The following is an 18,301-nucleotide window of genomic DNA, read 5'->3' as shown; positions in this document are numbered from 1 at the left end:
TGTTTTTTTGTTCATTATTAAACCCCTTTGATATTGTAAAGTCTATTTTTTACTTTTTCAGACGATTATACAATATTTTAAGGGTTAAAAAAACAACACAAAAATACTATTAAGCCCATTGCGAGCCTGCCTGCCGGTAGGCAGGTGTAAGCAAAGCAATCTCATAATATACAAAGAATTACTATCAAGCCAACAAGGTTACCGAAAACAAAAGAAGTGGATTAGTAAATTAGTAGATTAGCGAATTAAGTTGAAATAAACTTAATTAACTGGTAAACTAATTATCTATGGTACTTCTTTTTTTATTCACGGAACTCGGAGCTACTGCACCGAGTTAATTATTTTGGAGTTCCCTACTGGAAACCCAAAATAATAATAAATAATCCCGAGACAAAGGCGAGGAATGAAACAATTTTTCATTATACATAACACAAATTGAGAGAGTGGATAGATTATGAGAAACAATAAGAAAGTAATTAAATTTGTAATGAGTTTAGTGTTGACACTAATGGTGGCGTTTGCACACGGTGCCACAGTTAGTGTAGATTATTCTCAATCTTTGGGTCCATTCAAAACATACAACCAATATATAAACCAAACTATGAGTGTTAAAGGATCTACTGATAGTGTTAATGTCGGAAAAGCAGGAATCACTCTTACGCATGTGTTTTATTCATTAAAAGCTGTGTGTCCTAGTGAACATGTTTATACATGGGGAACATTGGTACCAAATACGCCTTATGGAAATGATTCAATTGTTCAGGATGTAATCAATAATGGCGGAGAACCCTCGATTATGATTGCACCTGCAATGCCTGACTGGCTTGGTTTTTATATAGCGAATCCTTTAACAACTAATGCTGAATATGTTGTACCTGAGAACTACGCAAAGTGGCCTAACTACGAGAACCTAATCTATGATGTGCTTAGTCATTTTAAAACTAAATTTCCCCAAATTAAATATATTAGTCTTTTTGAAGAAGCAGATACTTTATGTTTAATTTCGAACGGCGTACCTAGCCCTGTTTTTTACCCGAGAGTCTGGGGTAGAGGTGCTGGTTGGAGCGTATATGATGATGGAACTCCCGTTGATTTGACTGGTGGCGAGATGTATAAAAGATTTTACCTGCATACCTCAAGTGCCGTAATAAAATTTAACAATGATAATAACTATAATTTTAAGCTAATTGGTCCTACTCCAAGTGCAAGCCCGCCAACAATGTTAGCGCATATTAAACAGTTTCTCTACTTTATGAAAGAGATGCGTGACCATAATCCACCTATACCTCTCAAGGTTGATGCTATTTCGTGGGATCAATATAGTGATGCCCTTGATGACAGTATATATTCAATTGCAGGTTTTGCGAAAGCAGTTAATGCAGAAATAGTAAGCAGTGGATTTGCTAATATGCCATTACATATCAAGGAATGGGCTAATGACGTGGGTAGATATCTTAAGTATCCAACCAATGGCGCTACCCTTATCGAAAATGCCTCTTATAATGTAGCATCATGGAAAAAAATTATGGATGCCGGTTTGGAAATTTATCCATTTTTTTGGGCTTTGAATTCTTCTCTATTTCCTCCTAATCCATGCCCAATGGCTAATGGCACAAATGTAGAGATGCCTGATGGCACAGTAGCTCCTATGTATAATGTTTTCAAAATGATGACAATGCAAAAAGCAACACGATACAAGGCTGAATGCACAAGTGTTTTTGTAAGCAGTGGTGTATTTCCGTTAGCAAGTGCCGACAGCGGAGCAGTTGTTTTAATGATAGCTCGCTGTAACACAAATGAAAATATAATCATCAATCTTAACAATCTTCCTGCTTCATTTCAGTCTGGAAATATTCATTTCGAGCGGTACCTGATTGACGAAATGCATAGCAATTTTCTCTATAGACTAAGTAATCAGAATCTCGAAAAGGTAGATAACATATATCTTGCACCTGGCACTAAGCAATTTACTTTATCTACTAGTGCCGGTTGGATGAAAAATGATGTTTCACTTATAGTAATGACACCTTCAGTGACAACACCCGACACAACACCGCCTACAATAACAATAACCTCGCCTATAAATAATTCAACAGTACCGACCTCGCTATTAACGGTAAGCGGCACAGCATCAGATAATGTAGGTTTGAGTGATGTAGAATTGAAGGTGGGTGCGGGAGGAACATACACCACAGTTAATGGGTCAACAACATGGAGTAAGAGCGTAACCTTAGCAAGTGGTTACAATGTGATATATGCCAGTGCGACAGACACATCTGGTAATCAGAAAGGGACAACAATAGCGGTAACATATACTCCGCCACCCGACACGACACCACCCTCAAATATAACCACCTTAGTGAGCGGTGTTGCAACCAGTAACAGTGTAGTATTGAGTTGGACATCAGTAGGTGATGATGGTAACATAGGCACAGCGACTGAGTATGATATCCGTTATGCAAATGTAAGTATAAATGATAGTAATTGGGCGACAGCGACACAATGCAGTGGAGAACCTACTCCATTAGTAGCCGGTAATAATCAGAGTTATACCGTCCAGGGCTTAAGTGCAGGAATAACATATTATTTTGCGATGAAAGTCCGAGATGAAGTGCCCACCAACTGGTCAGGAATATCCAATATAGCAAGCAGAGCAACAATGTTACCCGACACCATAGTACCCGCAGATATAAAGACATTAGCGACAGGTAGTGCAACCAGTAACAGTATAGCGTTAAGTTGGACGTCAGTAGGTGATGATAATAATATAGGCACAGCAAGTGTATATGATATCCGATATGCAACATATAGTATAAGCAGTAGCAACTGGGATAGTGCAGGAGTAACGCAATGCAGTGGCGTGCCAACCCCACAGATATCTGGAACACTTCAGAGTTATACCGTCCAGGGTTTAAGTGCAGGAATAACCTATTTTTTTGTAATGAAGGTAGCAGATGAAGTGCCTAACTGGTCAGGAATATCTAATGTAGTAAGCGGTCAGGTGAATAGTCAGGGTAATATATCAATAGGAAAATCAGTTACAGTATCATCAACAGAATCAGGATATGGCAATGTGGCGAGTAAAGCGGTAGATGGAAATGCAGCAACGCGATGGTCATCAGAGTATAGTGACCCGCAATGGATACGAATAGATTTAGGCGGAACATATAATATAAACCAAGTTGTGTTAAGCTGGGATACTGCATATGGAAAGAATTACCAGCTCCAAGTATCAAGTAATGATATAAATTGGACAACAATATATACAAAGACAGCTGGGATAGGTGGAGTAGAGACACTCAGCGGTCTTACCGGTAGCGGCAGGTATATAAGGATGTATGGAACAACTCGAGGGGTTTCAATAGGAACAACACTTTACGGATATTCGTTATATGAGTTTGAAGTATACGGGACAAGTGGAACTACACCTACAAAGAGTATAACAATAACCTACCCGAATGGCGGAGAGAATTTAATAGCCGGCAGCCAGCAAACAGTAACATGGACAAGTGCAGGCGGAGTAGGAAATGTAATGCTCCAGATATCAGAAGATGGTGGAACAACATGGAGTACTCTTGTCCCCAATACACCAAATGATGGTAGTGAAGTAGTAACCCTACCCAACAGTGCGAGTAGTAGTTGTTTAATAAGGTTGGTAGAGATAAGTGGTGGAACTACTGATACTTCAAATTCTAATTTTGCAATAACAGTAACAGGTCAGATGTCATTTGGGAACAATGGTAACCCATGGCAAATAGGGGTAGCAATATCAACAATAGAAGCAGAGAACTATGATGCAGGTGGTCAAAACGAAGCATATTATGATACAACACCAGGTAATCAAGGTGGAGCATACAGGACAAATGAGGATGTAGATGTAGAGGCAGTCCCTGGTGCCAGTAATGGCTACGATATAGGGTATGTAGTACCTGGCGAGTGGTTAGAATACAGTGTAAACGTAAATCAAGCTGGCGACTACAAAATAATAGTAGGCGCAAGTTATGGTGATGTGTCAACTGCAAGTCCGTTCCACATTGAATTCGGTCCGCATGGTGCAACAAACATTATAACACCATCAGTAAGCGTACCTAATACAGGTGGATGGTGGAACTTTACAGATGTAACAGTTGCAGACTCAGTAACGCTTACTCAAGGCAACCAAATAATGAAATTAGTAATGGACACAGGAGCAGGCGCTAATAACGGTAATTTTGATTACATTAAGATAATAAGACTAAGTGCTGACACAACTCCGCCAATAATAAGTAATATAACAGTGCCTACCGGAACACTAACCGGTAATTCAGTAACACTAACATGGACAACAAATGAGTTATCTAATAGTAAAGTAGAGTATGGCTTAACTACAAGTTATGGCAGTGCAACGTCGGTGACAGATACCGGTGGAGTATACTCACACAGTGTTACACTAAGTGGTCTTACTGAAAACACAACATATCATTACAGGATAGTGTCCGTAGATATGAGTGCTAATACAACAATAAGTGGCGATTATAGTTTTACAACTATTCTCAATGATTCTAATCCACCTCTAATAAGAAATATAACTGCCAGTGTAACACAGAACAGTGCTATAATAACATGGAATACCGATGAGAACTCAGACTCACAAGTAGCATATGGAACTACAACGGCAATGGGCGCAACAACCACATTAGATCCCGGTATGACTAGGCTGCACAGTGTCCCGCTTAGCGGGTTACAGAAAGGAAATACTTATTATTATATTGTTTGTAGTCGTGACTCATCCGGCAATCTAGCAACATCATTGCAATATAATTTTAAGACATATAACAACAACATAAAGCACAGGATATATACCTATTACTACGATGATGGAACAACCACTACGAAGATAGGAGCATCAGCATCAACGAGTTTAAAATTCTTGGTACAGGTATATAATGTAGATGCAAACAGTTTAGCTACGGATTATACGGGAACACTAACACTTACGACAAAGAAAACCAATGGTGATTCATTGGATACAGTTGATGAAACGTTAACAGCTGCAGATGCAGGCGAGAAGGAGGTCACAGTACCATTCCGCAGTAACATAAATACGGTAGAGTTAACAGGTGATGTAACCGCACCGGTAGTGATAAATTTCAGTGATATGTATATATCAAAGTTAGTAGGTTATCAGGGTGGTTCAATACGAGGTGCCAACGGACTAAAGATATTAATACCTACAGGCGTTCTATCCACAAACAAGTATCTTGCAGCTATACCGACAAGAGTACCGCCGTCCGTAGGTAACACAACGCAATATGTTAATACCAGGAACCCGGTATGTTATGATTTTGGCGAGTTATCATTTAGTGGAAGTGCGGAAAGTGCACCAACACTACAAAACCAGGTATTTGCACGGTCAGTAAACATAACAATACCGTATACAGCATCGGATATAGGGACATTAAACGAAGATGGACTTAGAATCTACTACTGGACCGGTACAGATTGGACTTTGGTGACAGGAGTCCAGACAGTAGACAAAGTAAACAACACTGTGACCGCAACAGTTAAACATTTTTCAACATATCGCATATTGGGCAGTTATGTATCTGCTGATTTAAGCGACATTAAAATCTATCCTAACCCGTATAATCCTGATACAGCAGCACAAGGTAAATTAAAAGTAATAAACCTGCCGACTAACAGTGTAATGAAATTGTATAGTGTAGACGGTGAATTAGTCCGAGAACTCAAAGAGCTCGACTTTGGTAATCTTGGCTGGCTCGAATGGGATGGCAAGAACGCCAATGGTGACAAAGTAGCCAGAGCAGTATATATATACCAGATAGAAGACACCGCCGGTAGCAAGAAGACAGGAAAGATAGGATTAGTAAAATAAACCAGAAAATAGAAATTAAGATACAACAAATTTCCATAAATTACGATAAATTTCACGAAGTAAATTTCTATATCTTTACACTTTACTAAATTAAAAAGTAATAATATGAAAAAAAAATATTTTATAATATTTTTGGCAATGTTTTTCACTGTAATAGGTGTGATGAACGCAGCAACCCCTTTAAATCCTAATATGATACACAACGCACGGAATCTTCTCAATTATATTTACTCTATAGAAGGAAATCATATATTATCCGGACAGTTCGGTTATTTAAAATCAACTGTAGACGGAATGCTTATAGATGATAAAATCGCAAGTGTTACTGGTGGTAAAATGTCTGCCATACGTGAATATGGTGCTCATGGTGATAATGGTAGTAATGTTTCATTTGATTCTGTCGATAACACAGTTGTGAAAATTAAAGCAGATTGGAACAGCTACAATAGAATTCCCGAATTTAGTTGGCATATGAGCTTACCGCCATTAGTGGAGACTATGGACACTTCGCAATTGGGAAACAATGCTGACTATTACAAATTGGTTACACCGGGAACAACTGAGAATACCAGTTTCATTAGTAAACTGGATTTTATGGCAGTCAGATTAAAACAATTGCAAGATTTAGGCATACCCGTTTTGTGGCGTCCCTTTCACGAGATGCAAGGAACTGGGTTCTGGTGGAGTTTTGGTGGTGATCCTATAAAATATAAAAATCTCTGGAAATATATGTACAATTATTATACTAACGTAAAAGGGCTGAATAATCTTATATGGATATGGGCAGCAATCCCAAATAGTTCTTACAACGCCGGCGATTTTTACCCTGGAGATCAGTACGTAGATATAGCGGGTTATGATCTCTACGGTCTAGATGCTAATGATCCTCCAAGTATGTATGATTATCTTCTTGGTAAATATAATACTCTTAAGAGTATAACTTCCAAACCTTCTACGTTGAGTGAAAATGACGTAATTCCAGACCCCGCTCAACTTGACCAAAGAAACATAAATTTTGTGTGGTTCCTCACTTGGCAAGGTACATTCCTTAGTACAAATTCTAATGCCCGGTTGAATTATGTTTATAATCATCCTTATGTTATAACGGCTGGTAATGCCCTTGCAATTCTAAAGAGTGTTAGCACAGATACAACACCACCCGCAAAAATAAACACATTAACGAGTAGTGTTGCAACCAGTAACAGGTTGTTGTCGTGCAGTGTAGCGTTAAATTGGACAACAGTAGGTGATGATGGTAATACAGGAACAGCAAGTGGGTATGATATCCGGTATGCGACATTTAGCATAACAAGCAACAACTGGGATGATATAAGTGTAACTAAATGCGGTTTAGAACCTCTTCCATTAGTAGCCGGAAGTAACCAAAGTTATACAGTAAATGGTTTAAGTGGAGATACAGTCTATTATTTTGCGATGAAAGTAGGCGATGAAGTACCCAACTGGTCAGACATATCCAATACAAGTTGCAAAACTAACCCTACTCCAACAAATTTAGCATTAAATAAAACGGCAACATCTTCTTCTGTGGATGCATCATTTCCAACTAGTCAAGCAGTAGATGGTGATGCAAAAACTTACTGGTTGGCAGGGAACTGGAATGATTCACAATGGATAAATATAGATTTAGGTGCAACATATGGCATAACAGAAGTTGTATTAAGATGGTATGAACTTGACCCATACATTACTTATGCAACATCTTATGAGATACAAATATCAGCTAATGGTACAGACTGGACAACAATATATCCAAAGACAGGAGGAACAGGTGGAACAGAAGATATTCAGTTAAATGGCAGTGGAAGATTTGTTCGGATGTATGAGATAACAAGATCGGGTAGTTATAGGCTTGGGTTACCTGAGTTTGAAGTATATGGGGGAACACCAGTTCCCGACACGACACCACCCTCAGATATAACCACATTAGCGAGTGGTGTTTCAACCAGTAACAGTGTAGTATTGAGTTGGACAACAGTCGGCGATGATGGAAAAGTAGGCACAGCAAGTGTATATGATATTCGTTATGCAAATGTAAATATAACAGATAGTAATTGGGCGACAGCTACACAATGCAGTGGCAAACCTGCTCCATTAGTAGCAGGTAATAATCAGAGTTATACCGTCCAGGGTTTAAGTGCAGGAATAACTTATTATTTTGGAATGAAAGTAAGAGATGAATCAAATAACTGGTCCGGACTATCCAATATAGCAAGCAGAGCAACAAATGAACTAGACACGAACCCACCCGCAGATATAAAGACATTAGCGACAGGTAGTGCAACCAGTAACAGTATAGCGTTAAGTTGGACTTCAGTAGGCGATGATGGCAATATAGGCACAGCAAGTGTATATGATATCCGATATGCAACATATAGTATAAGCAGTAGCAATTGGGATAGTGCAGGAGTAACGCAATGCAGTGGCGTGCCAACCCCACAGATATCTGGAACACTTCAGAGTTATATCGTCCAGGGTTTAAGTGCAGGAATAACCTATTTTTTTGCAATGAAGGTGGGCGATGAAGTGCCCAACTGGTCAGGAGTATCCAATTTAGTAAGCGGTCAGGTGAATAGTCAGGGTAATATTGCAATAGGGAAACAAGCGACAGCATCTTCTGAAGAAGCAGGATTGGGAAATGATAATCCTAATTATGTAACAGATGGTAAAATGGGAACTCGTTGGTCATCAGAGTATAGTGACCTGCAATGGATAAAAATAGATTTAGTAGATACATATAATATAAATCAAGTTGTGTTAAGATGGGATCCTGCATATGGAAAGGATTACCAGCTCCAAGTATCAAGTAATGATATAAATTGGACACAGATATATACAAAGACAAATGGGACCGGTGGAGTAGACACACTCAGTGGTCTTAGCGGTAGCGGTAGATATATCCGTATGTATGGAACAGCGCGAGGATCAGTTTGGGGATATTCGTTATGGGAGTTTGAAGTATACGGGACAAGTGGAACAACACCTACAAAGAGCATAACAATAACCTACCCGAATGGCGGAGAGAATTTAATAGCCGGCAGTCAGCAAACAGTAACCTGGACAAGTGCAGGCGGAGTAGGAAATGTAATGATACAGATATCAGAAGATGGTGGGACGAATTGGAGTACGCTAATCCCTAACACAGCAAATGATGGTAGTGAAATAATAACCCTGCCAAACAGTGCAAGTAGTAATTGTTTAATAAGGTTGGTAGCAATAAGCGGTGGAACTACTGATACTTCAAATGCTAATTTTGCAATAACAGTAACAGGTCAGATGTCATTTGGAAACAATGGTAACCCATGGCAGATAGGAGTAGCAATATCAACAATAGAGGCAGAGAATTATGATACAGGAGGAGAGGATGTCGCATACCATGATACAACACCAGGCAACAGTGGAGGAGCATACAGGACAAATGAGGATGTAGATGTGGAAGGTTGTACTGATACCGGTGGTGGCTACGATATTGGGAATGTAATGCCCAGCGAATGGCTGGAATACAGTATAGATGTGAACGAGACCGCTGAATACAAATTAATACTGAGAGGAGCCATGCAAGGCACAGCGAGTCCGTTCCACCTTGAATTTGGTCCGCACAATGGAACAGCATATCGAATAACGCCATCAGTGACTATACCTAATACCGGCGGTTGGCAGATATGGCAAGATGTAGAAATCTCATCCAATACTACACTTACTGCAGGCAACCAGATAATGAAATTAGTAATGGATACAGGGGCAGGAAGTAATAACGGTAATTTCAATTACATTAAGATAATAAGACTAAGTGCTGACACAACTCCGCCAATAATAAGTAATATAACAGTGCCTACCGGAACACTAACCGGTAATTCAGTAACACTAACATGGACAACAAATGAGTTATCTAATAGTAAGGTAGAGTATGGCTTAACTACAAGTTATGGTAGTGTGACACCGGTAACAGATACCGGTGGCATATACAACCACAGTGTTACACTAAGTGGTCTTACTGAAAACACAACATATCATTACAGGATAGTGTCCGTAGATATGAGTGCTAATACAACAATAAGTGGCGATTATAGTTTTACAACAATTCTTAATGATCCCAATCCGCCTGTAATAAGTAATATAACTGTCAGTGTAACACAGACCAGTGCTATAATAACATGGAATACCGATGAGAACTCAGACTCGCAGGTAACATATGGAACAACAACAGCAATGGGCGCAACAACCGCATTAGATTCCGGCATGAATAGACTACACAGTGTCCCGCTTAGCGGGTTACTGAAAGGAAATACTTATTATTACATGGTTTATAGTCATGACTCATCCGGCAATCTTGCAACATCATTGCAATATAGTTTTAAGACATATAACAACAACATAAAACACAGAATATATACCTATTACTACGATGATGGAACAACCACAACCAAGATAGGAGCATCAGCATCTGCGAGTTTGAAATTCTTGGTGCAAGTATATAATGTAGATGAGAACAGTTTAGCGACAGATTACACCGGGATACTAACACTTACAACTAAGAACAATAATAATAGTATTCTGGATACAACAGATTCAACACTAACTGTGTCAGATGCAGGCGAGAAAGAGGTTTCGATTCCGTTCCGTAGTAACATAAATACAGTAGAGCTAACAGGTGACGTAACAGCGCCGGTAGTGATAAATTTCAGTGATATGTATATATCAAAATTAGTAGGATACCAAGGCGGTTCAATACGAGGTGCTAACGGACTAAAAATACTAATACCTACAGGCGTTCTATCCACAAATAAGTATCTTGCAGCAATACCGACAAGAGTACCGCCAACAGTAAGTAACACAACAAAATATGTTAATACCAAGAATCCTATATGTTATGATTTTGGCGAGTTATCATTTGGTGGAGGTGCAGAAAGTGCGCCGACATTGCAAAACCAAGTATTTGCACGCTCAGTAAACATAACAATACCATATACAGCAGCGGATATAGGGACATTAAACGAGGATGGTCTTAGGATTTATTATTGGACTGGAACAGATTGGGATTTGGTAACAGGAGTCCAGACAGTAGACAAAATAAACAACACTGTGACCGCAACAGTTAAACATTTTTCAACATATCGCATATTGGGTAGTTATGTATCTACTGATTTAAGCGATATTAAAATCTATCCTAACCCATATAATCCTGATACAGCAGCGCAAGGTAAGTTAAAAGTAATAAACCTGCCAACGAATAGCGTTATGAAATTATATAGTGTGGATGGTGAATTAATCAGGGAACTCAAAGAGAGAGACTTTGGTAATCTTGGCTGGCTCGAGTGGGATGGCAAGAATGCCGATGGTGACAAAGTAGCCAGAGCAGTATATATTTACCAGATAGAAGATACTTCGGGTGGCAAGAAGACCGGTAAAATAGGATTAGTAAAGTAAAGATAAAGATAAAGAGGAAAAACAGGTAGAGGTAAAGCGAAAATCAATAGTTTTCTTTATCTGTTTCACCTCTTTACCTGTCCTTAGTCCAATGTAGAGGCACCATCTTATGGTGCCAGTTAATCAGAAGAATGAGATTGAGAAATAAGATAAATACGTTCGATGTCCGATGTTGTAATCGCTTGCTGTTGGATAGTGTTTTGCAGAACTAACCAGTCGGTGTGTTAAAATATTTTACATAAGTAGGACTTACCAAAAAAATCTTCACAAAAATACCTTGACAAAATAGCAAAAGTATGTTATAAAATTACAAATGGTGGAAAAATCTGTCGCCCGCTGCGATGTGCCCGCTATCGTTTCAGTAGCGGGACGAATTACCATTCTTGCATTCTTCATAGGCGGATAAGAATAGCAAACAATGAAATTTAAAAAATATTTATATGAGTAAACATTCAGTTATAAAAGAAGATCTGACTCTTTTTCCTTTACTGTTTTCAGTAAAAGATTTTCCTTTCTCTATAGTTACTACAATTGATCTTAATGTGCCGAGTAAGGATTATCATTTTCACCCCTTTGCTACGGAGTTCCATTATATTCATTCCGGTAATGGTTACTATTTTATTAAAGACAAATCATATATTTTTAAAAAAAAATCACTGGTTATTATTCACGGACGGGATATCCATACCTATATAAAAGGAGAAAATCCATCTCGGATAACTAAAACCACTTTATATTTTGTTAAATCCTTATTTAAGGATTCTCTTTCACTTCAACCTTTTATAAAAAGTATTCTTAGTTGTAATGAAAACTTTCCGCATCATATATGTTTTAGTGAAAAAGAAGCAAATAATATGGAACTAATTTTACATATGATTGAAGAGGAGTGGAAAAGAAAGGAAAAGAATTTTCGTGAGGCCATAAAATCTTTACTTATAACATTTTTTGTACTAATAGAAAGAAGTATGTCTAATAATAAAAAGAATATTAGTTCTAATGAAGAGCATAATCCTGTAATTGACGAAGTATTAGATTATATAAACAAACACTTTAAAGAACGCATAACTCTTGCCGGATTATCAAAGCATGCGGGATATTCTCCTTATCACATAAGTCATTTGTTTAAAAAATTCACCGGGTTAAATTTTATGGAATTCATAGACAATAAAAGAATAATAGAAGCAAAGCGTATTTTGGAGACAGACAATAACAAAAAGGTAATTTCAATTGCATATGAGGTAGGTTTTTCAAATCTGAGTACTTTCAACCTGAATTTCAAGCGTTTTACCGGCACAAATCCCTCTCAATACCGCAAGTTTTTCACATCAAACAACAACTAATCAATAGACAGAATTCAAGTTTTGTGTTATAAGTATAGTAAAGAAGCAGTCCGAAGTCCAAGGTCCGATGTCATCTTGATTCTTACTTCTTGCATCTTAGTTCTAGTTACACATAACACTTGGAATTTATCCCAGTTCTATCGAGACATTACACAGTAAATACAAGGAGGAAATAAAGTATTCCATGTTGTTTACCCCGCTAACTGCGGGGTCATGTGCTCAGTCGGTCCGGTAGGTCCGACTTCCGCGCATAGAACCCGAAAAGGCTGCTCCCGCGAAAGCGGGATGTGTTCGCAAAACCAAGGGCTAAGATAGTGAAAGCCAACAGGTTGCCGACAAACGACAAACCACAAGCGTGTAAACCGCTTGTGGCAAGATAAAGACTATCAAGCCAACAAGGTTACCGAAAACTAAAGAAGTTGATTAGAAAGTAGTTGATTAGAGAATTAGCAAATTAGAAGATTAGGTTTATACTTAATTAACTAATTAACCAATTAACTAATCCACTGATTTCTATTAAGCTTCTTTTTTATTTAAGGTCTTTCATAACACATTTCACATTAAAGATAACACAATTTATTTTAAAGGGGGTATTTATGAAAAGCGTAAAGAAGCAGTCCGAAGTCCAAAGTCCAAAGATGGAAGTCAGGTGTCAGAAGTTAGGAATTAGCGGTTATTTTATTTCTTATCTTTTCCTACTTCCCACTTTCTACTTCCTACTTTCTAGTAATGTGTCCGCAGCCTTTAGTAAGAGTGATGCCGGCACAAGTGCAGTACAGTTTTTAAAGCTGGGCGCCGGAGCACGCAGTAGCGGAATGGGTGATATAGGAGTAGGAGTAAGTGAAGGAGCAAGTAATATATATTGGAATGCAGCCGGCTTAGCGGGAATGGAACAAACATCAATAAGTGTAATGCATGCGGTATGGTTTGAGGATATAGGCTATACCTGGATAGGATATGGCCAGCCGACAGAAACAGGCGGATTAGGAATAGGAATCCAGTATTTAAGTTATGGTTCTATAGAAGGCAATGATACCGCGGGATTATTAACCAGCAATTATAGTCCATCCGATATGTCAGTAACAATAGGATATGGTAACGAAGTAAGCGACGAAGTATCATTAGGAGCCGGAATAAAGTATATAAGCAGCAAGATAACGAAAACTGGTGTAGCGATAGCCGGTGATGTAGGAATGTTATACAAGCCAACGGAAGGAAAAACGAGCTTAGGAATATCGCTCCAGAATATAGGTGGTAAGATGAAATATATAGAATCCGGCGATAATCTGCCGATGACGATACGGGTAGGCGGAGGATATAATATTCAACCGGAATGGTTAGTCGGATTAGAAATGACAGCAGTAAATGACAGTGGAATGGGAATAGGCGCAGGGACAGAGTACAAGTATGCAGCAAGTGAAGGAGCAACACTAATAGGCAGGGCAGGATATAATACAGAGACCAAAGACATAGGCGGCTTAAAAGGACTAAGCTTAGGAGCAGGAGTAGAGCTTAAGAGTTGTGGAGTAGATTATGCCTTTGTCCCGTTTGGCGATTTAGGCGATACACACAGAATATCATTAAATTTAAAATTCTAAAAAGGTTATAGAGTTATAGAGTTGTAGAGTTAAAACCCTATAACCCTACAACCCTAAAACTCTATAACACATAGTGCGAGGAGGTACTTTTATGAGCAGATTTGTTAAGTGTTTTTTAGTAGTTGCAGTGTTGGCAATAACAAGCTTGATAACGGCAGAAATGTTGTCAGCGGCACTAAACTTCAAAAAACGAGTTGTAAACAACTGGGCTGACCCGGCTAATTATATAGCCGACATTGATTATGCAGCATCCTGTGGCGCAGATGCATTTTTATTTCCTGAATTCAGGCCGTGGGACATAGCCGCTATTAAAAATGGTGGGACAGATTATTTTACTCCCGGTCTCGCTTATGCGCACCAAAAAGGTATGAAAGTTCATTTTTATATGGGTTTTTCCAAATATTGTAATGATAATTGGGATACCTTTAAAAGCAGTGTTCCTATGCAAAATGCGTTTCTTGCAGACTTGGAGTGGGTATTAAAAACTTATCCCAATCTTGATGGGTTTGAAATGGAAGAGCCACACGCTCACGATACTGCAGATACTGACGGTGGTGCCTCATGGCGGGCGTTCTGTAACGATTTTTTCACGAAGTGTAAAGCTATAGTCGCTAAATACCACCCTACGGACCAACCCGGAACCTTTATGTGGGCATTCAATTGCGGCGCCAATTCTACAGGCAGTGTTTGGGCGGTCGGAATTGATACTGTCTACATCAATGCAAACAAATTATTCAACGCGTATCACATTCAAAACAGCGAAATATCTTTAGATGATTTTTTGTATAATATTACTATATGGAAGGCAAGGTTTCCAAATCTTGAACTGTATTCGTGCGTATTTATGACAAGTTCGTATCTTGTTGGTAAATGTGGTTATCCAGACCCGGGTTGGGAACTCCACCCTACATGTTGGAGTCAGGTATTTTTTGACGAGATTAAATGGGCTGCGGCTAATAATCATTCTGTACAAATATTCGTACTTAGCTGGCTTAAAACACCCGCCTCAATGTGGCCGAACGACACTCTTCCAGGCGCAACAGCAGGTGATAAAATAAGTTCAATCTGGAATGTTGATACAAGCTCACCATCAGATATAACCACATTATCAACCGGAACGGCAAACAGCAACAGTGTAGTGTTGAATTGGAAAGCGGTAGGTGATGATGGAAATATTGGTAAAGCGACTGAATATGATATCCGTTATGCAAATGTGAATATAACTGAAAGTAATTGGGCAACAGCGACACAATGCAGTAATGAACCATCACCCCAAATATCAGGAACAACTGAAACATATAAAGTGCAAGGGTTAAATGCAGGTACTATTTATTATTTTGCGATAAAAGTAAAGGATGACGCAACCCCAGCTAACTGGTCAGGATTATCCAATGTAGTAAGCAAGGCAACGACTGTACCTGACACTACACCACCGACAATAAATATAACATCACCCAACACAACAGTAGTGACCGCATTGGTAACTATAAGCGGCACAGCCTCGGACAATATAGAATTAAAGCAGGTAGATGTAAAGGTTGGTTTATCAGGGACATACACAACAGCGACCGGGTTATCACCATGGAGTACGAGCGTAACGTTGATGAGCGGGTTGAACACAATCTATGCCCAAGCGACTGATACAAGTAATAATGTTAAGGTAGCAACAATAACAGTAACATATACCCCGCCACCGAATGTAGCACCGACATTAAGTTGGACAAACGAGCCTAATTATATTAGTGATGGCTTAAATCCGGAGACCGGCACAACCAATACGGGTTTTGTGTATAGAGTGAAATATGCCGATGCTGATGGCGATGCCCCAAAGACAGGGTATCCAAGAGTTCATATCAAGAAAGGATTGAGTGAGATAACAGGCAGTCCATTTGTAATGAGTACTACAGATACAAGTTCATATGTAACTGGCAGGAATTACAGTTTGACAAAAACATTAAGTGCCGTAGGCAGTGATTATAGCTATTATTTTGAAGCACAAGATATAAACGATGGCGTGGCAGTCGGAGTGGCAACAGCGACAATAAATGCGCCTGCTGATGTAAATGCATATATAGTGACATATAGTATCAAAGGTAATTTACAAGTATACAAGAGCAGTAGTGGGATAAGCGGAGTAACGCTGAATTTAAGTGGCAAAGCAAGTAGCAGTTATACAACCGGAGCAGATGGCTATTACGAGTTTGTTGATTTAGTGAGTGGTAATTATAGTGTAAAGCCAGTGAGTAGTAATTGGCGGTTCTGGCCCAGTGGAATGGACTACACCGGCTTAAGCAGTGATATGGCAGGTCAGAATTATGTAGGCAAGCCGTTTAGTGTGACCAGGGCAGTAAGTTCTAAGGTGCAGATAAGCAGCGGAATGGCAGTAACGCCAATAGGTGATAATAGCAGTGTAGATAGTGAGATAAGTGTCCTTGTACCCAAAGGTGCGTTTTCTACGACCGCAAATTTAACGCTAACATCAATAGAAGTGCCCGAAAGTGATAAGGCATCAGTAAAGGTAGTGGGGTACGGAGTGGAGATAGTAAATGACAAGAACATCCAGCCTGTAAAGGAAATAACAATAACGATAAATTATGATGACGAAGCAGTAGTATCTTATGATGAGAGTAAGTTAACATTAGGCTGGTATGATGAGAATAACCAGCGTTGGGTAGCGTTACCTACAACAATATACCCTGATGATAACAAGGTAGTCGGTAAGAGTAACCATTTAAGTAAGTTTGCGTTATTAGAGTCGGTTGCAACAAATGGTGGTATTGTGAAAGTATATCCAAGTCCGTTTAATCCGGTGAAAAATGTTCAAGGATTAACAATAGAAGGATTAACAGCGGGAGCAGTAGTAAAGATATACACGGTAGGCGGAGTATTAGTCCGGGAATTAATAGAGAGTGGTAATAGTGGTAAAGTGGTATGGGATGGTAAGAATGATGGTGGCAAGGGAATAGCGAGTGGTGTATATATAGGATTTATAGAAAACTCAACGGGAGTAAAGAAAGTAAAAATTGTGGTAGAAAAATAGAACACTATGGTGCCAGTTAATTAGTTGATTAGAGAATTAGTGAATTAGAAGATTGAGATTGAAAGACGTCCGTAGTCATTAGTCCTTCGTCTTAGTCTAAAGTCTGATGTCAAAAGGAGGTAGCGAAGATGAGAAATTGGATAGTTTTAGGGATAGTGTTTGGTATGTGTTTAGTTTACACAGGACAAGTTGAGGCAAAAAAAAGACCCGTCAGTAAAAAAACTGCTGCTGCTACTACTACTAAGAAAAGTGAAACTGCCGCTAAGCAAAATGTATCCGGGGCAGAAATAAAGATTGAAGCAGAAGATTTTAGTGGGCAGGGAGGCGGGGAAATAAAAATAGAAGAAAATATGTCAGTAGCAAGCAAAAAAACAATTGGGAATTGGAATAAACCTGGGCAATGGGTTGAATGGAAATTTACTGTAGCAAAAGATGGTTTATATACGATTACCTTACAATATGCCACTGCGGAAGAACCTGTTCGCTCACTAATGATTGATGGAGCGTATCCGACAGAAGATTTAAGAAGAATTTTTTTCAAAACTACCGGGGGTTGGGGAGGACAAGCAACTGAATGGCAACCGTGGATTGTCCTTAATCCCGACGGACAAACTCCTTTAAAATTCAATATTAAAGCAGGAGAACACGTTCTAAAATTGCAGCAAGTATATTCTTCCATACTGAATTTAGATTATATTGTTATAAAAAAGGTAGAATAATAGTAATGACAACAATGGCTTACTGTACCATAAAAACCTCTTGACAAAACAACAAGAGTATGTTTATAGACAGTAAATAATAAGTCTAAGTCAGAAAGATTAAAATTAAGACTGAGATTGAGAAATATAATCAGTGGCACTAAGTCCGATGTCATTGTGGGCTTAATAGTACTAAAATGTTGTTTTTTTAATGGTTTTTTAAATAAATATACCATTTCAAATAAGCAATTTTATGTTTTTCAGATAAGCCTCTGTGTCTTTGAAAATCTGATTTTAACCTTGAA

The 18,301-nt window shown here is 38.7% G+C and carries 6 protein-coding genes; all 6 read left to right on the top strand.

Translation table 11 applies throughout. The features are described 5' to 3' along the window. The first annotated feature begins 454 nt into the window (after nucleotides 1-454). Nucleotides 455-5,875, top strand: a complete 5,421-nt coding sequence (locus PHE88_12275) for a fibronectin type III domain-containing protein (GenBank protein ID MDD5688595.1) — start codon at nucleotides 455-457, stop codon at nucleotides 5,873-5,875. Nucleotides 5,876-5,980: 105 nt separating this feature from the next. Next, nucleotides 5,981-11,320, top strand: a complete 5,340-nt coding sequence (locus PHE88_12270; protein MDD5688594.1) for a glycosyl hydrolase — start codon at nucleotides 5,981-5,983, stop codon at nucleotides 11,318-11,320. Between the two features lie 440 nt (nucleotides 11,321-11,760). Then, a complete protein-coding gene (locus PHE88_12265) occupies nucleotides 11,761-12,660 on the top strand; it encodes an AraC family transcriptional regulator (GenBank protein ID MDD5688593.1) in 900 nt (299 codons plus the stop codon). Nucleotides 12,661-13,256: 596 nt separating this feature from the next. Next, a complete protein-coding gene (locus tag PHE88_12260) occupies nucleotides 13,257-14,258 on the top strand; it encodes a PorV/PorQ family protein (GenBank protein MDD5688592.1) in 1,002 nt (333 codons plus the stop codon). 91 nt (nucleotides 14,259-14,349) lie between these two features. Further along, nucleotides 14,350-17,298, top strand: coding sequence for a fibronectin type III domain-containing protein (locus PHE88_12255; protein ID MDD5688591.1), 2,949 nt, complete (start codon nucleotides 14,350-14,352; stop codon nucleotides 17,296-17,298). Nucleotides 17,299-17,426: 128 nt separating this feature from the next. Further along, nucleotides 17,427-18,017 (top strand): hypothetical protein, encoded by a 591-nt coding sequence (locus tag PHE88_12250; GenBank protein MDD5688590.1) that lies wholly within the window; start codon nucleotides 17,427-17,429, stop codon nucleotides 18,015-18,017. Nucleotides 18,018-18,301 lie beyond the last annotated feature (284 nt).

The sequence above is a fragment of the Elusimicrobiota bacterium genome, assembly GCA_028718185.1.
Classification (GTDB): Bacteria; Elusimicrobiota; UBA8919; order UBA8919; family UBA8919; genus JAQUMH01.
The sequence above is the reverse complement of the archived record's forward strand: the minus strand, read 5'-3'. Positions and strand labels throughout refer to the sequence as shown.